The 18,336-nt window shown below is 59.5% G+C and carries 19 protein-coding genes; 8 read left to right on the plus strand and 11 right to left on the minus strand.

Annotated features, from left to right (window positions below):
- Nucleotides 1–22: 22 nt before the first annotated feature.
- The 3 genes from dbpA to zntB all read right to left on the minus strand — a co-directional run bounded on the left by dbpA (nucleotide 23) and on the right by zntB (nucleotide 2,905).
- On the minus strand, nucleotides 23–1,396 hold the full coding sequence (gene dbpA / locus AB1E37_RS13855; RefSeq protein ID WP_032447514.1) for an ATP-dependent RNA helicase DbpA: 1,374 nt from the start codon (nucleotides 1,394–1,396) through the stop codon (nucleotides 23–25).
- Nucleotides 1,397–1,410: 14 nt separating this feature from the next.
- Complete coding sequence (locus AB1E37_RS13860) at nucleotides 1,411–1,605, minus strand: hypothetical protein (protein ID WP_049245346.1); 195 nt, start codon at nucleotides 1,603–1,605, stop codon at nucleotides 1,411–1,413.
- A gap of 316 nt (nucleotides 1,606–1,921) precedes the next feature.
- Nucleotides 1,922–2,905: a zinc transporter ZntB gene (zntB, locus tag AB1E37_RS13865; protein WP_004148192.1), complete on the minus strand. Its 984-nt coding sequence runs from the start codon at nucleotides 2,903–2,905 to the stop codon at nucleotides 1,922–1,924.
- A gap of 279 nt (nucleotides 2,906–3,184) precedes the next feature.
- Here zntB and AB1E37_RS13870 point away from each other — a divergent pair, with 279 nt between their 5' ends.
- The 3 genes from AB1E37_RS13870 to AB1E37_RS13880 all read left to right on the plus strand — a co-directional run bounded on the left by AB1E37_RS13870 (nucleotide 3,185) and on the right by AB1E37_RS13880 (nucleotide 5,440).
- Nucleotides 3,185–3,928 (plus strand): DeoR/GlpR family DNA-binding transcription regulator, encoded by a 744-nt coding sequence (locus tag AB1E37_RS13870; protein WP_020316476.1) that lies wholly within the window; start codon nucleotides 3,185–3,187, stop codon nucleotides 3,926–3,928.
- Complete coding sequence (locus AB1E37_RS13875; protein WP_020803981.1) at nucleotides 3,891–5,009, plus strand: oxidoreductase; 1,119 nt, start codon at nucleotides 3,891–3,893, stop codon at nucleotides 5,007–5,009. Before AB1E37_RS13870 ends, AB1E37_RS13875 begins: the two co-directional genes overlap by 38 nt.
- Before the next feature lie 236 nt (nucleotides 5,010–5,245).
- Nucleotides 5,246–5,440: a hypothetical protein gene (locus AB1E37_RS13880; RefSeq protein ID WP_004176404.1), complete on the plus strand. Its 195-nt coding sequence runs from the start codon at nucleotides 5,246–5,248 to the stop codon at nucleotides 5,438–5,440.
- Nucleotides 5,441–5,552: 112 nt separating this feature from the next.
- On the opposite strand, the gene AB1E37_RS13885 is transcribed toward AB1E37_RS13880, so the two are convergent.
- Both AB1E37_RS13885 and AB1E37_RS13890 read right to left on the minus strand, forming a co-directional pair.
- Nucleotides 5,553–6,299, minus strand: coding sequence for a hypothetical protein (locus AB1E37_RS13885; RefSeq protein WP_002902411.1), 747 nt, complete (start codon nucleotides 6,297–6,299; stop codon nucleotides 5,553–5,555).
- Nucleotides 6,300–6,549: 250 nt separating this feature from the next.
- Nucleotides 6,550–7,929, minus strand: a complete 1,380-nt coding sequence (locus AB1E37_RS13890) for an amino acid permease (RefSeq protein ID WP_002902408.1) — start codon at nucleotides 7,927–7,929, stop codon at nucleotides 6,550–6,552.
- A gap of 334 nt (nucleotides 7,930–8,263) precedes the next feature.
- On the opposite strand from AB1E37_RS13890, the gene AB1E37_RS13895 reads away from it, so the two are divergent.
- The 3 genes from AB1E37_RS13895 to AB1E37_RS13905 all read left to right on the plus strand — a co-directional run bounded on the left by AB1E37_RS13895 (nucleotide 8,264) and on the right by AB1E37_RS13905 (nucleotide 10,847).
- The gene (locus AB1E37_RS13895) at nucleotides 8,264–8,743 is read left to right on the plus strand and encodes an Lrp/AsnC family transcriptional regulator (RefSeq protein ID WP_002902405.1); all 480 of its coding nucleotides are present in this window, start codon (nucleotides 8,264–8,266) and stop codon (nucleotides 8,741–8,743) included.
- A 251-nt stretch (nucleotides 8,744–8,994) separates the two neighbouring features.
- A complete protein-coding gene (locus tag AB1E37_RS13900) occupies nucleotides 8,995–9,609 on the plus strand; it encodes a YitT family protein (protein WP_004176405.1) in 615 nt (204 codons plus the stop codon).
- A gap of 38 nt (nucleotides 9,610–9,647) precedes the next feature.
- Nucleotides 9,648–10,847 (plus strand): amino acid aminotransferase, encoded by a 1,200-nt coding sequence (locus AB1E37_RS13905; protein ID WP_032447513.1) that lies wholly within the window; start codon nucleotides 9,648–9,650, stop codon nucleotides 10,845–10,847.
- A gap of 28 nt (nucleotides 10,848–10,875) precedes the next feature.
- Here AB1E37_RS13905 and AB1E37_RS13910 read toward each other — a convergent pair whose 3' ends face one another.
- The 3 genes from AB1E37_RS13910 to AB1E37_RS13920 are packed head-to-tail and all read right to left on the minus strand — an operon-like array spanning nucleotide 10,876 to nucleotide 13,365.
- On the minus strand, nucleotides 10,876–11,544 hold the full coding sequence (locus AB1E37_RS13910; protein ID WP_002902397.1) for a methionine ABC transporter permease: 669 nt from the start codon (nucleotides 11,542–11,544) through the stop codon (nucleotides 10,876–10,878).
- Nucleotides 11,537–12,550: a methionine ABC transporter ATP-binding protein gene (locus AB1E37_RS13915; protein ID WP_031591168.1), complete on the minus strand. Its 1,014-nt coding sequence runs from the start codon at nucleotides 12,548–12,550 to the stop codon at nucleotides 11,537–11,539. Before AB1E37_RS13915 ends, AB1E37_RS13910 begins: the two co-directional genes overlap by 8 nt.
- Before the next feature lie 8 nt (nucleotides 12,551–12,558).
- Nucleotides 12,559–13,365 carry a MetQ/NlpA family ABC transporter substrate-binding protein gene (locus tag AB1E37_RS13920; protein WP_002902393.1) on the minus strand — a complete coding sequence of 269 codons (807 nt, stop codon included), beginning with the start codon at nucleotides 13,363–13,365 and terminating at the stop codon, nucleotides 12,559–12,561.
- Between the two features lie 220 nt (nucleotides 13,366–13,585).
- Between AB1E37_RS13920 and AB1E37_RS13925 the strand changes: the two genes are divergently transcribed.
- A complete protein-coding gene (locus AB1E37_RS13925; RefSeq protein ID WP_004148182.1) occupies nucleotides 13,586–14,761 on the plus strand; it encodes an aminotransferase class I/II-fold pyridoxal phosphate-dependent enzyme in 1,176 nt (391 codons plus the stop codon).
- A gap of 44 nt (nucleotides 14,762–14,805) precedes the next feature.
- Here the strand turns inward: AB1E37_RS13925 and AB1E37_RS13930 are convergent, their stop codons facing one another.
- On the minus strand, nucleotides 14,806–15,840 hold the full coding sequence (locus tag AB1E37_RS13930) for an NADP-dependent oxidoreductase (protein ID WP_032447512.1): 1,035 nt from the start codon (nucleotides 15,838–15,840) through the stop codon (nucleotides 14,806–14,808).
- Between the two features lie 88 nt (nucleotides 15,841–15,928).
- Here AB1E37_RS13930 and AB1E37_RS13935 point away from each other — a divergent pair, with 88 nt between their 5' ends.
- Nucleotides 15,929–16,477, plus strand: a complete 549-nt coding sequence (locus tag AB1E37_RS13935; protein WP_004224398.1) for a TetR/AcrR family transcriptional regulator — start codon at nucleotides 15,929–15,931, stop codon at nucleotides 16,475–16,477.
- Nucleotides 16,478–16,533: 56 nt separating this feature from the next.
- On the opposite strand, the gene AB1E37_RS13940 is transcribed toward AB1E37_RS13935, so the two are convergent.
- Both AB1E37_RS13940 and AB1E37_RS13945 read right to left on the minus strand, forming a co-directional pair.
- Nucleotides 16,534–17,445: an NmrA/HSCARG family protein gene (locus AB1E37_RS13940; RefSeq protein ID WP_004224397.1), complete on the minus strand. Its 912-nt coding sequence runs from the start codon at nucleotides 17,443–17,445 to the stop codon at nucleotides 16,534–16,536.
- Nucleotides 17,438–18,307, minus strand: coding sequence for an MBL fold metallo-hydrolase (locus tag AB1E37_RS13945; RefSeq protein WP_164996054.1), 870 nt, complete (start codon nucleotides 18,305–18,307; stop codon nucleotides 17,438–17,440). Before AB1E37_RS13945 ends, AB1E37_RS13940 begins: the two co-directional genes overlap by 8 nt.
- Nucleotides 18,308–18,336 lie beyond the last annotated feature (29 nt).

Below are 18,336 nucleotides of genomic sequence, written 5' to 3' on the forward strand. Positions count from 1 at the left end.
CCTGAGACGCACTCTCCTGCCCTTACTTCAGCAGTCGTACGCGGCAGGATTTACCTTTGATCTTGCCATTTTGTAACTGCTTATACGCCTTCTGCGCCATATTCTGGCGGATCGCCACATAGACGTGGGCAGGGTGGACGGTAATTTTGCCGATATCGGCACCATCAAAGCCCATATCCCCGGTCAGGGCTCCCAGCACATCTCCCGGGCGCATTTTCGCCTTTTTCCCACCGTCGATACACAGCGTCGCCATCTCCGCCGTCAGCGGCGCGATGGTGTTGCCCGTCGGCGCCGGCAGCCAGTTCAGGGAAAGCTGCAGCATGTCGGCCAGAATAGTGGCGCGCTGCGCCTCTTCCGGCGCACAGAAGCTGATGGCCAGCCCTTGTTCACCGGCGCGGGCGGTACGGCCGATGCGGTGAACATGCACCTCCGGATCCCAGGCCAGCTCGAAATTCACCACCAGCGCCAGGGATTTGATGTCCAGACCGCGGGCAGCGACGTCGGTCGCCACCAGAACCCGGACGCTGCCGTTAGCGAAGCGCACCAGCGTCTGATCGCGATCGCGCTGCTCAAGGTCACCATGCAGCGACAAGGCGCTCTGCCCGGCGGCGTTGAGCGCATCGCAGACCGCCTGGCAATCGCGTTTGGTATTGCAGAACACCACGCAGGATGCGGGCTGATGCTGGCTGAGCAGGCGCTGCAGCAGGGCAATCTTACCTTGGCGGGAAACTTCAAAGAACTGCTGTTCAATCGCCGGGAGCGCGTCGACAGTGTCGATCTCAATGGTCTGCGGATTGCGCTGCACCCGGCCGCTGATCGCCGCGATTGCCGCCGGCCAGGTAGCAGAGAACAGCAGCGTCTGCCGGTCAGCCGGTGCGAAGCGGATCACCTCATCAATGGCATCGCTGAAGCCCATATCGAGCATGCGGTCCGCTTCGTCCATCACCAGGGTCTGCAGCGCGTCAAGGGAGACCGTTCCCTTCTGCAGATGATCGAGCAGACGGCCCGGGGTGGCGACGATAATATGCGGGGCATGCTGCAGGGAATCTCGCTGGGCGCCAAAGGGCTGCCCGCCGCAGAGCATCAGAATCTTGATGTTCGGCAGGCAGCGCGCCAGGCGGCGCAGCTCGCCGGCGACCTGATCGGCCAGCTCGCGGGTCGGGCACAACACCAGCGACTGGGTCTCGAAGCGCGCCGGATCGATATGCTGCAGCAGACCCAGCCCAAATGCGGCCGTTTTTCCGCTGCCGGTTTTTGCCTGCACGCGCACATCTTTCCCCCCGAGGATCGCCGGCAGGGCGGCGGCCTGAACCGGGGTCATCGACAGATAACCCAGCTCGTTAAGGTTGGCTAATTGGGCGGCAGGTAAAACAGTCAGGGTAGAAAAAGCGGTCACAATGTATTCTCGTATTAAAAGGCAGACAATCTGCAGGCGCGTATCCTCGCAGATCTCCGCGCCTGATGCGACAATTTAATCGGCTCTTCGTCAGGCGGCGGATCGGGCTGGGGCTGCGGACGCGGTCGTGGGTCGGGTAAAGGAGCCGGATCGTTCGGCTCGGGCGAGATAGGGATAGACTGGGCTGTCAGCTCTGAAGCGTAATACATAGAGGCCTCCCGGAGAGTGATATGGGCGTACCCGCAGGCGTCAACGGCCAGAAACCGTCGGGTGTCTTAGTAAGGGTAGAAGCTGGACCGGAGAGCGCAAAAAAAAAGCCGACTCAACAAAGCCGGCGTCGTACGAATCAATTGTGCTATGCAGTAATTCAAAAAAGGAAGTAAGACAATATGGAGCGCAACGCCCATCGCTTGACGTTGCATTCACCTGCGAGAGAGATATTGCCCTGAATGGGTAGATGGTTTATTGATTTCGCTCAAACATTGCCGGGTTTTCCCGGCACTACAGCCGCTAAAAGGCGATTCTTTACAGCCATTTACTGCGATGTAACCACCACGCAACACCACCGATGACAACGACTAACATCAAACAGAAAAGGCTAAACCCCAGATGCCAGCTGTTGCCAGGGATCCCGCCGAGGTTGACGCCGAACAGGCCGGTTAAAAAGGTGCTGGGTAGAAACACCATCGCCATCAATGACATGGTATAGGTCCGCCGCGCCAGCGACTCCTGCATAATCTGGGCGATCTCGTCGCTCATGATCGCCGTCCGCGCGATACAGCTGTCGATCTCATCCAGACCGCGCCCCAGCCGCTCGGCGATATCCTGCATTCGCCGCCGCTGATCGTCACTCATCCACGGCAGCCGTTCGCTGGCCAGCCGGGCATAAACGTCGCGCTGCGGCGCCATATAGCGGCGCATCACAATCAGCTGCTTACGCAGCAGCGCGAGAAATCCGCGCGGCGGCACCTGCTGATCGAGCAGGTCGTCTTCCAGGTCGATAATGCGATCGTGCAGTTGTTCGATAAACTCGCTGGCATGATCGGTCAACGCATCGCAGACCTCCACCAACCAGCTGCCGCCGTCCGTCGGGCCATTACCTTCCTTCAGGTCGCCCAGCACATCGTCCAGCGCCAGCACTTTGCGCTGACGAGTGGAGACGATCAGCCGCTCATCCATATACAGGCGCATCGCCACCAGCTGGTCGGGCCGCTCATCGGTACTGCCGTTGATACAGCGCAGGGTGATCAGCGCCCCGTCACCGATCCGCGTCACCCGCGGCCGGGTGCTCTCCCCCGCCAGGGCATCGCGTACGTTATTGGGCAGCAACGGGGTGGCCGCCAGCCAGTCGGCGCTGTCGCTATGGGTATAGTTGAGATGCAGCCAGCAAGGCTTGTCTTTGTCGATAATATCGTCATCGGCGAGCGGCTTAACGCCCCCCTGCCCGTCGAGCACCCACGCGAAGATCGCGTCCGGTATCTGCAACTCCGAGCCTTTAATCGCGTCCACTCAACCTCCGTTAATCCATATCTGCTAAATTACGCGCCTTCTCTATAAGGTACGCGAAAGCGCGCATTCTTGCTTTTAATAACCCGGAAATACAGGCCTAGTCGCTTCATTGAAAAGCGCTTTCGCCCCCGGTCGCGGCGCTCCCCTCATTTAACGTTAAAACTTAGTGAAATCAAGTTCTTCACGATTCAACACATACAGAGCGACGTTTTGCCGTTTATTTTGCAACTTCTTGCTGTATTATGCTGTTTATTGCGTTAATTTGCGGAGTCAATGGCCATGCATAAGCTCGCCAGGCAAAAACATATTCTCGACAGGCTTAGCGAAACCGGTCAGCTGAGCATCAGCGAACTGGTTGCAGAGCTGCAGGTGTCGGCCGATACCATTCGCCGCGATCTGAGCGACCTGGAACAACAGGGTGTGCTGCAGAAAAGCCACGGCGGGGCTATCGCCCTTAACGTCCCGGCCATGACGCGTCAGGGCAGAAACGCTCTTCTCACCCAGACCAAGCAGCGCCTGGGTCAGCAGGTCGCCGCGCGCATTCCCTCTGGCTCGACGCTGTTTCTCGACGCCGGAAGCACGCTGCTGGCGGTGGCAGCCCAGCTGAAAGGGCCGTTGACCGTGATCACGGCTTCTCTGGATATCGCTCAGCTGTTCAGCGACCGTGCCGATATCCAGCTGATCCTGCTTGGCGGTCAGTGGGATAGTAAACAACGACTGTTCGCCGGCAGCGCCACCCTGTCGCTGGTCACCCGCTACCGGGCCGATATCGCCATTCTCGGCGCCTGCGCGCTCCATGCCGGGCTGGGGCTGAGCGCCAGCCAGGAAGCTGATGCCGACGTTAAACGCGCCATGCTGGCCGCCAGCGCCGAGCACTGGCTGGTGGCGGACCATACCAAACTCAACCGCTGCGAACCGTGGCGGGTGGCCGGGCTCAGCGACATTCACCATCTTTTTCTTGATCGTCCCTGGGCTGAGCTGGGGGATGACCCCGCCCTCTCTGTACATATTGCTGACGCTTAACAACGTGGAGAACCTGATGAGTAACAATACGATAAATATCGCCCTGATTGGCTACGGATTCGTCGGTAAGACCTTCCACGCGCCGCTTATCCGTTCGGTGCCGGGGCTGAACCTGGCGTTCGTCGCTTCCCGCGATGAAGAGAAGGTCAAACGCGACCTACCGGACGTCACGGTGATCGCCTCCCCGGAAGCAGCGGTCCAGCATCCGGACGTTGACCTGGTGGTCATCGCCTCCCCTAACGCCACGCACGCCCCGCTGGCCCGCCTGGCGCTGAACGCCGGCAAACATGTGGTGGTGGATAAGCCCTTTACCCTCGATATGCAGGAGGCCCGGGAGCTGATCGCCCTGGCGGAGGAGAAACAGCGTCTGCTCTCCGTCTTCCATAACCGCCGCTGGGACAGCGACTATCTCGGGATCCGTCAGGTGATTGAGCAAGGCACCCTCGGCGCGGTGAAACACTTCGAGTCGCATTTCGACCGCTTCCGCCCGGAAGTCCGCGTCCGCTGGCGCGAGCAGAACGTCCCGGGCAGCGGCTTGTGGTTTGACCTGGGGCCGCACCTGATCGACCAGGCGCTGCAGCTATTTGGTTTGCCGCAGTCGGTGCAAGGTAACATAGCCACCCTGCGCGACGGGGCGGAGATCAACGACTGGGCGCATGTGGTATTAAACTACCCGGCGCATAAAGTGATCCTGCACTGCAGCATGCTGGTCGCGGGCGGCTCGTCGCGCTTCACCGTGCACGGCGATAAAGGTAGCGTTATCAAAGCGCGGGCCGACCAACAGGAGAGCCAGCTGCTGGCGGGCGTGGTACCGGGCAGCGCCGACTGGGGCCAGGATGACGACCCGCTGGTTATCTATGATGCCTCGCTGCAGGCCCACGCGCAGGCTACCCCGCAGGGCGATCAGCGCCAGTACTATATGCTGATCCGCGATGCGCTGAAGGGCCAGATCGCCAATCCGGTGCCGCCGGTGGAAGCGCTGGCGGTGATGGCCGTTCTGGAAGCGGCGGTGCGCTCTGCTGAAAGTGGTATGGTGCAGACCCTGGACCTGTCCGACGACGAGCGCAACACGCTGCGCTAATCCGCCCTGTTCTCCGGTTACCTGCGCGGCCCGCAGGTAACCGCTACTTTTGCGCCACCTTAGAAAAAATCACTATCTATCCGCAGATTAACATTGCTTTATCCTGCTCCATGGCGCAAAGCACCGCTGGAAATTTCAGCCAATTGGGAGGAGGATAGAATGCAGATCGATCGTAATGAGAAAGAGGTTGCTGACGCTGTGGACGCGGCAACCGTACTACCGGACAGGAGAAGCGCATGTATTACACGTTAGGAGATACCACTCTCCATTTTTATCGCTATCAGTGCAAATTTTACGTCGCCCACTGGGAAGGGGGTAACGTGATGAGCGAAAAATTTAAATCGTTTATCGAACAGATCACTGAGAAGACCGGGCTGGATGCGAAACGCGTCGAGACCGCCGCGCGCGATTATTTTACTAACGTGGATTAACAGGCAGTGCTGTTCGTAAGAGACAAGCTGGTGCGGTAGCCGCGCAGGCTAACCCCACCTTTCACCGCCAGGACGCCTCGCGCCGCCTGGCGGCTTCTCTATTCTGCCAGCATTAAACGGTAGTCAGTTTTGCCAGAATGGCGGCGAAGGCGTCATTAACCTTATCGCCGGCGAGCAGTTTTTTACGCAACGTGAAGCTTCTGCCGCTGGAACGGATCAGCAGCCGGACTTTCGCATCATTATTGCTGCGTTCAACTACGGCAACATCCCGCAAGGGAATAACGTAGGTATCGGCATAGAGCCCCGGCGTAAATATCATCGACTCGCCGCTCACGCCAATCACCACCCGATTTTGCAGACGATAGCCATTGCACAGCGCAACAATACCAGCGGCAATAAATACTCCGCCTATACCCATGCCAATCATTAAAATAATGATCCCGGCGATGAGCGCCAGCGCCCCTTGGGGATAAAAGCCTGAGGCATTAAAGGTTAATAGCTGCTGGTTATCAGCCTCGCCCACTGCCGTGGTTGATCGCCAGGGCGTAAATCCGGCGTTAATCCGCGTTTGCAAGCTGAACAGACTACCCACCAGAAAGATCACGCTGGCGGGCACCATCACGATGCCGCCAACAAACGCCAGGACGATGGCCAGATAAGGGTAGCGGCCTGACAGCATTATGCTGATCGCCTGAACCACCACGGCAATAAACAGGGCCAGCACCAGCCAGGACCATACGCCGTCCGCCCGACTATGGAAGTTCAGCTGTCCTTCATCAAGTAATAAATTTCGCGCGACAAAACAGATAATAATATTGACGAACAGGCCTATCCAGGCCAGCTTGTGCACATGCTTCATACCCTACTCCATTATGGTTTTTACTATTCCATTTCCAGGCATTATTAAATACAGTCTCAATGCCGGCTGGATAGTAGCAAAGCGGTACGCAAGATCAATAAAAAGCGCGCGGTCTCCTCACATTCTAATTTATATTCAGCGTGATATTGTTAGTTATCATTTATCGTAATTATATAAACCATCCTATATATTGGCGCTATATATTTTCAGCGCAATAATATCGCCCTGCCGCCAGGTAGGGCGTCGCAGATTAACGCTCCTCAAGCGCCGCCACCGGCGCCGGCGCGCTTTTCCTGCGCAGCAGATAGCCTGCAGCAAGGATCAGCAGCCATACCGGGATCAGGCAGACGGAGATGCGGATGTCCGGGGTCAGATACATCACCCCGAGGATCGCGGCGAGAAACAGCAGACACAGCCAGTTTGTCAGGGGATAGGCGAAACTCTGGAAAGCCGTTACCTTCCCCGCCCGCTGCATGGCGCGGCGGAACTTAAGATGAGTGATGCAGATCATCGCCCAGTTGATGACCAGGGCGGCCACCACCAGGGCCATCAGCAGGGCAAAGGCTTTCCCGGGCATCACATAGTTAATCACCACGCAAAGCGCCGTGGCGACGGCGGATACCGCCAGGGCGGTCAATGGGATCCCGCGGTGGTTCACCCGCAGCAGCGCACGCGGGGCGTTGCCCTGCTGAGCCAGGCCGAACAGCATCCGGCTGTTGCAGTAGACGCAGCTGTTGTAGACCGACAGCGCGGCGGTGAGCACCACCAGATTGAGGGCGTTGGCCACAATATTGCTGTCAATGGCGTGAAAGATCAGCACAAAGGGGCTTCCCCCTTCCACGACGTTCCGCCACGGGTAGAGTGACAGCAGGACCGCCAGCGACCCCACGTAAAACAGCAGAATACGGTAGATCACCTGGTTGGTGGCTTTGGGAATGGTTTTATGCGGTTCGTCGGCTTCCGCCGCGGTGATCCCCACCAGCTCAAGCCCGCCGAAGGAGAACATGATCACCGCCATGGCCATCACCAAGCCCGTGATGCCGTTAGGGAAAAATCCCCCGTCCTGCCACAGGTTGGCCACCGTCGCCGCCGGGCCGCCGTGACCGCTAAATAACAGATAGCAGCCAAAGGCGATCATGCTGATGATGGCGGCCACTTTGACAATCGAGAACCAGAACTCCAGCTCGCCATACACTTTGACGTGCGTCAGGTTGATGGCGTTGATCGCCACGAAGAAGATCGCCGCCGACAGCCAGGTGGGTACCTCCGGCCACCAGTACTGAATATAGATCCCCACCGCCGTCAGCTCCGCCATGCTTACCAGCACGTACAACACCCAGTAATTCCAGCCGGACATAAACCCGGCGAAGGGCCCCCAGTAGCGGTTGGCGAAATGGCTGAACGACCCCGCCACCGGCTCCTCTACCACCATTTCGCCAAGCTGACGCATGATAAAGAAAGCGATAACCCCGGCGATGGCGTACCCCAGCAGGACCGACGGGCCTGCCATACGGATCGTTTGCGCGATACCTAAAAACAGTCCGGTGCCGACCGCCCCCCCGAGGGCGATCAACTGGATGTGGCGGTTTTTTAACCCGCGTTTTAACTGATGCTCTTGCTGCGTTGTCATCTCTGACCTGCCCCTGTCTGTAAAAAGTCACGTTCGCCGGTAGCAACTTTCAGGCCAGCGGAGCGCCTTGCAGCGTCAGACAAAAATTAATTAATTGAAATATATTCAAATATTCTTTTCAAATCAGTTCCGGTAGCTGGTCATGTCGGCGCCGACCTGGCGCATCACACGCGAAAACTGGCCAGATAACGCACAGATCATGAGAAAAAGAGCGGATTAATGCATGAACCTGACCCGTTTTGGTGCATCCGGTTTGCCGCCGTCCGCTCAGGCTTCACGCCAGGCAAAAAACTGTTAGGCTGGTAGCCACTTTTACGTTCCGCTAGTGGCCACTATGTACAACATCGACGACTATGATCTGAAAATACTTACCCTGCTGCAGGCCAATGGCCGTTTAACCAATCAGGAGCTGAGCGAGCTTATCGGCCTGTCCGCTTCCCAGTGTTCGCGCCGCCGTATCGCCCTTGAACAGGCACAGCTTATCCTCGGCTACCATGCGCGTCTGGCGCCGGATGCAGCCGGGCAGGAGATGCTTGGCCTGATTGAGGTGCGTCTGCTGAATCACACCCCGCAATGCGTGGAGAGCTTTCATCAGATGCTCAGTGAAGTGGACGCCATTCTGGACGCCTGGAAAACCACCGGCGACGCCGATTATCTGCTGCGGGTAACGGTCCCGGACCTGCCCGGTCTGAGCCATTTGATCAGCCATATTCTGGCGCAAAACAAAGGGGTGGCCCATCTGAAAACCGCCGTCGTGCTCAACCGCCTGAAAGAGAACGGCCAGCTGATGCCGGGCACGACCCCGCTGCGCTGAACCGGGGCACAGTGCCCTGCGCTGGTGCAGACGCGGGGCCAGACAATGCGCGACAAGCGGCAAATTCGCACAATTCACGCATTCGGAAACCATAAAACGCACGACCCGTGCAATTTTCTCTTCCTGTCAGAACAACAGGTTAGGCTAAACCACGGCTATTTTTTCCGCAAACGCTCGCCAGGGCACGCTCCTCTGGTGCGATTTTTGCAAACAAGAGCTTATCCTTGTTAACGAAAAGATAGTGCTTATTTATGGATAACGTCCTTTCCCCTGAAAAACTGACCCACACCTGGCTGGAGGATGCCCTGGCGCTGCTGTTCGGCACGCTGATGATCTCCTTTGGCATTATCCTCTTTCGCCAGGCTGGCGCCCTGACCGGCGGGACGGCGGGCATGGCCTTTCTGATCCACTACGCCACCCACTTGCCGTTCGGCGTGGTTTTCTTCGCCATTAACCTGCCATTCTACTGGCTCTCTGTCCGGCGGATGGGCGCCGCCTTCACGCTGAAAACCTTCTGCGCGGTCGGACTGGTGTCCCTGTTCTCTGACCTGCACGGTTACTTTATCCATGTCGATCGCCTGAACCCCTATTACGCCACCCTCTTCGGCAACATCATGGTCGGCATCGGCTTTGTGGTGCTGTTTCGCCATAAAGCGAGCCTCGGCGGCGTCAATATTCTGGCCCTCTATCTGCAGGACAAAAGCGGCATCCGCGCCGGTAAATTCCAGATGGTGGTTGACGCCTGCATCGTCACCGCCTCGCTGTGGGTAGTGAGCTTGCCGATGCTGCTGGTCTCTGTCCTCGGCGCCGTGATTTTGAATTCGATTATCGCCATGAACCACCGTCCCGGACGCTACGCGGTGTAATGGCTTCACCTTTGACGGTCATTTCAGGAGTAACCACTGTGTTTCAGAACGTTGACGCCTATGCGGGCGATCCTATCCTGTCGCTGATGGAAGCCTTTCAACAGGATCCCCGGGCAGACAAAGTTAACCTCAGCATCGGGCTGTACTATAACGAGCAGGCCATTATTCCCCAGCTGGAGGCGGTCCGTCAGGCCGCTGACCGGCTGCAGAGTCAGCAGCAAAAGGCCAGCCTTTATCTGCCGATGGAGGGGCTGGCGCCCTATCGCCGCGCGGTCCAGACCCTGCTGTTTGGCGACAATCATCCGGCGTTGCGTGCCGGACGCATCGCCACCATCCAGACACTGGGGGGCTCCGGCGCGCTAAAGGTGGGCGCTGATTTCCTCAAGCGCTACTTCCCCGACTCCGCGGTCTGGGTCAGCGATCCAACCTGGGAGAACCACGTTGCCATCTTTGCCGGCGCCGGCTTTGAGGTACATACCTATCCCTGGTTCGACAGCGCCACCCGCGGGGTGAATTTCCCCGCTATGCTCGCCGCCCTCCAGCAGCTGCCGCCGCGCAGCATTGTGCTGCTTCACCCTTGCTGCCATAACCCGACGGGGGCCGATCTCACCCGCGAGCAGTGGGATCGCGTGATTGAGGTGCTGATCGGCAGGGAGCTGATCCCATTCCTTGATATCGCCTACCAGGGCTTTGGCCGCGGGCTGGATGAAGATGCCTATGCCATTCGCGCCATCGCCAGCGCCGGGCTGACGGCGCTGGTCAGCAACTCGTTCTCGAAGATTTTTTCGCTGTACGGCGAGCGCGTCGGCGGCCTGTCGGTGGTCTGTGACAACGCCGATGCCGCCGGGCGCGTGCTGGGCCAGTTGAAAGCCACCGTGCGCCGCAACTACTCCAGCCCGCCGGGGTTTGGCGCCCAGGTGGTGTCGCAGGTGCTCAACGATCCCGAGCTGAATGCCCTGTGGCAGGAAGAAGTGGAGGCCATGCGCACCCGCATCAGCGCCATGCGCGTCGCGCTGGTGAAGGCCCTGCAGGCAGCCCTGCCGGCGGGGGATTTTTCCTATCTGCTGACCCAGCGCGGCATGTTCAGTTACACCGGCTTTAGCGCCGATCAGGTAGACGTTCTGCGTCAAGAGCATGGCATCTATCTGATCGCCAGCGGTCGGGTCTGCGTGGCCGGGCTCAACCACGGCAATATTGTGCGGGTAGCCAGCGCCTTCGCCGCGGTCTGCGCACGCTAGCCGGGTCAACCCCGGCGCGGTAGAGCGATTAATCGCGACGCAGCCGGCGAGCCAGGCGGGTCCCCAGCGTCTGAATAAGCTGGACAATAACAATCAGCACCAGGGCGGTGGTGAGGGTGGCAAAGGCGTCGAAGCGCTGATAGCCATAGGTGATCGCCAGGTCGCCAATTCCGCCGCCGCCCACCGTTCCTGCCATGGCGGTCGCACCAAGCAGGCCGATGGTCGCCGTGGTAAGGGCCAGAATCAGCGACGCTGCCGCCTCCGGCAGCATAAAATGCCAGACAGTCTGCAGCGGGGTTGCGCCCATGGCGTCCGCAGCCTCGAGGATCCCCTCATCCACCTCCAGCAACGAGCTCTCCACTAGTCGGGCAATATAGGGGGCGACAAAGACGATCAGCGGCACGATGGCTCCCGCGGTGCCGATAGTGGTGCCCACCAGCAGTCTGGTAAAGGGCAGGATCACAATCAGCAAAATGATAAACGGCAGCGAGCGCAGCACGTTAATCAGCGGATTCAGCGCCTGATGCACCACCGGGTTGGCCACGATGCCGCCGGGACGGCAAACCACCAGCACAATCCCCAGCGGGACGCCGATCAGCGCGCCAAAGCCCAGCGAGACGGCGACCATAATCAGGGTGTCATGCAGCGCCAGCAGAAACTGATCGCCGGTGATGGCGGTATCAATAAGATCAAACATGGGTGATTTTCACTCCTGCATCGACCAGATGGGTGATGGCGCGTTCGGTTTCGTCAGGCTCGCCGAGGAGCTGCATAATCATAAATCCCAGAATCCGGCCCTGAACTTCAGACATGCTGGCAAACAGGATATTCACCTCGACAGCATACTCGCGGATCAGGTGGTTAATAATCGGCTTCTGCGCCGTCGCGCCGACAAATTCGAGGCGTAAAGCTCGGGCGCCGTTATCGCGCTGCAGGAACGACGCCACCCGCTGCGGCAGGCGGTCGTGCACCACCGACTGCACGAAACTGGCAGTGACCGGATGCTGCGGCTGAGCAAAGAGATCAAAAACCGCCCCCTGTTCAACGATACGGCCCGCCTGCATCACCGCCACCTTGTGACAGATTTTCTGGATCACCGACATCTCATGGGTGATCAGTACGATGGTGATGCCATACCGACGATTAATCTCCTGCAAAAGCAGTAAGATCTGCACCGTAGTGTGGGGGTCGAGCGCCGAGGTGGCTTCATCGCACAGAAGGACCGACGGGTTGGTGGCCAGCGCCCGGGCAATACCGACCCGCTGCTTTTGTCCGCCCGACAGCTCATTAGGGTAGCTGTGGATTTTGTCGCTCAGATCGACGAACGCCAGCAGTTCCGCCACCCGCGCCTGGATAAAGGCCTTGTCGCGCCCCTGTAAAATAAGCGGGATGGCGATGTTATGAAAAACGGTTTTCGAATTAAGCAGATTAAAATTCTGAAAGATCATGCCGATATCTTTTTTGATCGCCTGCAGGCGCTGGCCGCTGCAGGCCTGTAGCGGCTCGCCGTTTAACAGTACCTCGCCCTCGCCAGGCGTTTCCAGACGATTAATCAGCCGTAATAAGGTGCTTTTTCCTGCCCCGCTGTAGCCAATAATGCCAAAAATATCGCCTCGCTCAATGCTGAGATTAATATCCTGCAAGGCCAGAACCGGATGTCCTTTCCTGGAAAAGCTTTTACTGACGTGGCGAAATTCTATCATCGCGTTATTCATTTTAAATAGTCAGGCAGCAGGTAACCATCATACTGCGGATGGCTGAGAATATATTTTTTGAACTCGGCCGAGTGGTAGCCATCGATAATATCTTTGGCAAACTGCGCCTTCTGATTTTTACCGGCGACGGTCACGACATTAATAAAATGGCTGGTGGCTGCTTCCAGCTTTAATGCCGAGGTCAGGGACATACCGCTGGAGACGGCAAAATTGCCCTGAATCAGGCCATAGTCGACGTCCGGCAGAGCGCGAACCTGCTGGGCATTATCCATCTCTTTTAGGACAATTTTGTAAGGATTATCTACGATGTTACGCTGCGAAAAAGTGGCCGGATCGCTGTCTGGTTTAATTTTCACCCAGCCAAGGCTCTCCAGCACCAGTACCGCGCGATATTCATTTGACGGCTGGTTTGGTACCGACACGACGGTGCCCGCCGCCGGGGTCCCCAGGGTGGTCAGTTTCCCACCATACAGCCCCATCGGCGGCGTGGGGACCTGCACAATGCCCACGTTATCGATCCCCAGCCGCTCATTAATTGCTTTCAGATATACCGGATGCTGCATAATATTCGCTTCGATATCGCCGCGGGCTACCGCGTCATTCACCTGAATACCGTCGCTGAAATCCTTATATTCGATTTTATACCCTTTACTCAATAAATAGGGCGCGACGCCTTTCTCAAATTGTTCTTTATACGGCCCGGGGTTAAAGCCGACGCGGATAAGATGAGCGTCGGCGGCGGCATAAAAAGAGGTGGCCGACAACAGGGCGAGAGCGATCCCGCGCGCAACTGACTTGTTCATAAGGTATTTTCCTGGAGGGTTGGCGATTTTGAACGATTAAATCACAGCCGATTGTGGGTTGTAAGCCAAAACGCCGAATTTCCTTTTGCTAATTCCTCATTAACTTTTGCTATACCGACATATCTTAAAAACAAGAATCTTTTGCGTATATTGTTATTTAGCCAGCCGCTATAAATCCCTTAAAGATGGTTAATTATTCGTGATTTAAACCGGGAATGTTATGCCTGATTTTACTGCTTCGCCGCTGGTGGACGCCCTGGAAGAGAATTTGTTCAGCCTGCTGGAAAAACTGGCCGCGGAGGTCAACACCGAAGCGCTGCCGCTGATCGATCTTTCCAGCGGCAGTCCGGATCAACCCACCCCGCCGGAAGTAATCGACTCGCTGCAGAGCGCTATTCATCGTCGTGAAAACCATGGCTACCCGTCGTTCTGGGGCAAACCACAGGTCCGCGAGGCGATCGCCCGGTTCTATCGCCGGCAGTATGATGTGGAACTCGATCCGCACAGCGAAGTCGCCGTGTTTCAGGGGTCGCATATCGGTATAGGCGGCATCCCGCGGGCGCTGCTCAGCCCCGGGCAATACCTCATCTCCACCGATCCCTGCTATCCGATTTACCGCTCGGCGGCGCTGCAGTCCCAGGCGGCGTTTTATGGCCTGCCGCTCAGGGCGGAGAACCATTTCCTGCCGGATTTTAACGATCTTCCCCGGGAAGTCGCTGACAAGGCCGGGCTGGTGGTGCTTAACTATCCGCATAATCCAACCGGCGCCCTCGCCACGCCGGCGCTGTTCGCCAGCGCGCTGCAGTTTGCTCGTCGTCACCAGGTGCCGATCCTCCATGATTTTGCCTATGCGGCCATCGGCAGCGCGGCCAGCGATGCGCCGCTGAGCCTCTTCTCCCAGCCCGACGCGAAAGCATGGGGAGTGGAAACCTATACTTTTTCCAAGACCTTTAATATGGCCGGCTGGCGCTTCGGCTTCGCGGTCGGCAACGCCTCGATTATCCGGGCGTTTAAAAAGCTGCACACCCATAGCTACAGTACGGTGTTTGGCGCGATTCAGGATGCGGCGATCGCCGCGCTCAACCTGCCGGCCGAACGGATTGCGCAGCTGACGGCGGTCTATCATCAACGTCGGGAGTGGGTTCTGCGTCGACTGGCCGCGCTGCGCTGGCCGGCGCGTGACGCACAAGGCACTTTCTTCCTCTGGCTCGGCGTACCGCCCGGCTACCGTTCGCAGGAGTTTGCCCGCCTGCTGCTGCAGGAAGCGCATATTCTGGTGGCGCCGGGCACGGGTTTTGGCGCAGGGGGAGAAGGATTTATTCGCATCAGCCTGACCGCAGGGGACGAGGCGCTGAGCAACGCGCTGGACCGTCTTGCCCGGCTGGCGCTGTTTTAGTTCGCCGCCGGGAGAAGCAAAAACGCGACCCTGGCCGTCGGGGATTACCCGGCTGACGAGTCCATCACCGACAGCACGATTTTGCCCTCAAGATGCCCCTGCGCTGCTCGCTCATGCGCCATCTGCGCCTGCGCAAGGGGGAAAACGCTGTCAATTGCAACCCGGATGGCCCCGGCGTCCAGCAGGTCGGCAAGCCGGGCGAGCTGCGCGCCGCTGGAGCGTACCTGGGTGGTGGAAACCGTCACTCCGCGCTGTCGCGCCTCTTCCGTCCCGGCAAAGCCGAGCGGAAAGATCGGGTACAGCGCGCCGCCGGGTCGCAGGGTACGCAAAAAACGGCCGCTGGCCGGCCCGCCCGGCGCATCAATGACCAGGTCCAGGTCACGCACCGTCTCTTCCACTGCGGTGGTTGTATAGTCGATAACGCTATCCGCGCCGAGCTGACGTAAAAAGGCTTCATGGCGGCCCGCGGCGACGGCAATCACCTCGGCGCCCTGCCACTTCGCCAGCTGCACGGCGAAATGACCGACTCCCCCTGCCGCGCCGTTGACCTGGACGCGTTTACCCGCCAGCGGCACCGGCCGATGCGGCCCCGGCTGCAGCGGATTCGCCACCTCATGCCCGGGATCGATCATGAACTGCCAGGCGGTCAGGAGCGACATCGGCACCGCGGCGGCCTGCTGATGGCTCAGGGTTAGGGGTTTGCGAGCGAGGTCGCTGACCGGCACGCTAACGTACTCGGCGTAAGCGCGGCTGCCCCCTGCCGCCCCTTCGGGAAAACGCGCCATAGCATACGCTTCGTCGCCGACCGCCACCTCCCGGACGTCATCCGCCCGCGCCACCACCACCCCGGAGAGATCGGTCCCGAGGATCAAGGGAAAGCGGACCTCGGGCCGCCACTCCGGCGGCAGCTGTTGATAGCCATCGCGCAGATAGCTGTCCGGCGGGTTCACGCCCACCGCGTGCACCTGTACCAGTACTTCACCGGCCTGCAGGACCGGCATGGGCGCATCCTCATAGCTCAGGACTTCCGGCCCGCCAAAGGCGTGCTGTTGAACGGCCTTCATCATCTGCGTCGACATCGCTTTCTCCTCATATGGAAATGCGTTATATTTAACGGAGCACTGTTCCGAATATATGGAGCAGTGCTCCGATTGTCAAGGAACGCCAATGAGAGCTGATGCCAGAAAAAATTATGACCTGCTGATCGAGGTGGCCCGGGACGTCTTTGTGGAGCAAGGCGCTGAGGCCTCGCTGCGCGATATCGCCCGCCGGGCGGGCGTCGGAATGGGAACCCTCTATCGCCACTTTCCCAACCGCGACAGCCTGCTGGAAGCCCTGCTCCGCAGCCGCTTTGCGGCGCTAACCGCCCGGGCTGAGTCGCTTCTGCTCGCCGCCGATCCTGCCGCGGCGCTGCTGGAGTGGCTGGCCGAGAGCGTGGCGTTTGCCCATCAGCATCGCGGGATCATCGCCCCGCTGATGAGCGCCATCGACGATCCTGAGTCCGCCCTGCACAGCGCCTGCGTTGCCCTGCGCGCCGCCGGTACGTCGCTGCTTACCCGCGCGCAGCAGGCCGGGCTGGCACGGCCAGATCTCAGCGGAGAGGAGCTGTTCGATCTGATCGCCGCGCTTGCCTGGCTGCGGGAGCAACCGTCCCATGCCCCGCGCGCAGAGCGGATTTTAGCGGTGCTGGCCGACGCGATCCTGACTGCCGGCTAGCGGCGGCCGGTCACCGACGAGACAGCGCGCCTGGCGGGTAACCAGAACGCCAGCCTTTAACGATCAAACGCCCAGCGAGCCCCGCTGGTCAGCGCCCGCTCGAAGGCGGGACGGCCGGGGCCTGCCAGCCAGCCGGCGAAGGTGTGCAGCTGCGGGTGCAGCTGGCGCAGGGCGTCGAGGTCGGCGTGCCCGGCCAGCCGCCCGTCGTCCACCAGCCCGGTCAGCTTGTGCAGAAAAGGACTGGCGGCCAGCACCTCGTCGGAAAATCGCGAATAGGGGATCGGCCGTCCCGCCGCCGCGGAGAATAACCCCTCCAGCTGACGACCGGTCACGCTGTCGCTGGCGATCTCGAACGTCTTGCCGGCAAACCGCGCCGGCGCGGCAAAAACCGCCGCGACAAGATGGCCGATATCCTCCACCGCCAGCACCTGCATTCTCCCCTCCGGCAACATAAAAAATTGAAAACGACCTTCATCAAGGCCAAAACCAGGCATCACCAGCAGCTCCATAAAGGTGGCGGGCCGCACGATGGTCGCCGCCAGCGGCAGGCGGCGAATATGCCGTTCAATTTCCGCTTTGGTGTCATAATGCGCTACGCCGGTCGGCGTCTCCCCCGCCGCGCTGCCGGAGCTGTACACCAGATGCTTCACCCCGCACTCGACGGCGAGATCGGCGATGGTTATCCCGTAGCGTACCTCCTGCTCATCGGTCACCGTCCCTCCCGGCGAACTGGGCTGGACGCTGAAGACGCCGTCGACCCCGGCCATCGCCGACCGCATTGCCGCCCGGTCTTCAAAGGTACCCACGACCAGCTCGGCTCCCCGCGCCGCCAGCGCAGCGGCCCCGGCGGAGAAAGGATCCCTGACCAGCGCCCGAACCCGCCAGCCGCGGTGCAGCAGCGCCCGCGCCACCGAGCCGCCCTGCTGACCGGTGGCGCCAAAAACCAACACGCTTTGCGCATTATTCATCACTGTTCCCCTTATCTGCAGCCTGTTTCCCGGCCTCTCGCCAACGATAGTCACCTTGCTTATCCTTCTCCAGCCAGCCGCAGGAAGGCCCGGCAAAATGCCCGGTGAACCATTGAGCATGATGGCTTGCCCCCCACGCCATCATCTCCCGTCGCGAGACTTCCGCCTGCCGGGGATCGCCGCAGAACGCTGAATTCCACTGCGGATGGGCAAACTGGATCGGGGAATGCAGAAGATCGCCGGAGAAACAGGCGTAGTCATCTCCAGCGGCGAGGACCAGCGCGGCATGGTCCGGACTGTGGCCGGGGGTGGGAATAAAGTCGATCCGTCCGCCGACCCGCGGCCGGGTCGCCACATCGACGGTCTCCAGCTGGCCGGCCTCAATCACCGGCAGCAGGCTGTCAAGCCACAGCGCCCGGTAGCGTTCGCTGTTTTTCACCCGCGACAGCTCTTTTGCCGAGCACAGATAGCGGGCGTTGGGAAACAGCGGCACCCAGCGATCGTCCTGCCAGACGGTATTCCATCCGACATGGTCGGTATGCAGGTGAGTCAGTAGCACCAGGGTCACGACCTCCGGGTTCACCCCCGCGGCGCGGAGATTCTCCAGATACGGCGTGTTAAGTTGATGATAGAGCGGATTGCCGCCGCGCTCCCGACCATTGCCGGTGGCGGTATCGATAACAATCAGATCGTGGGGGGTCTGCACCACCCAGCTGTGGATTGACAGCGCAATCGGCTGAATAACGGCCTCCGCCTCCGCTACCGGGAACGCCTCTGGATAGAGCGCCGCCGGCTGCAGGGAAATCTCGCGCTCCGGCACTTTGAAAATCAGGCTATCGCCTGTCTGGTAAGTTTGCATCACTCCCTCCGCGCGCATTGCGCTGGTTGATT

It is taken from the genome of Klebsiella sp. Shm-1, assembly GCF_040804525.1.
Classification (GTDB): Bacteria; Pseudomonadota; Gammaproteobacteria; order Enterobacterales; family Enterobacteriaceae; genus Klebsiella; species Klebsiella pneumoniae.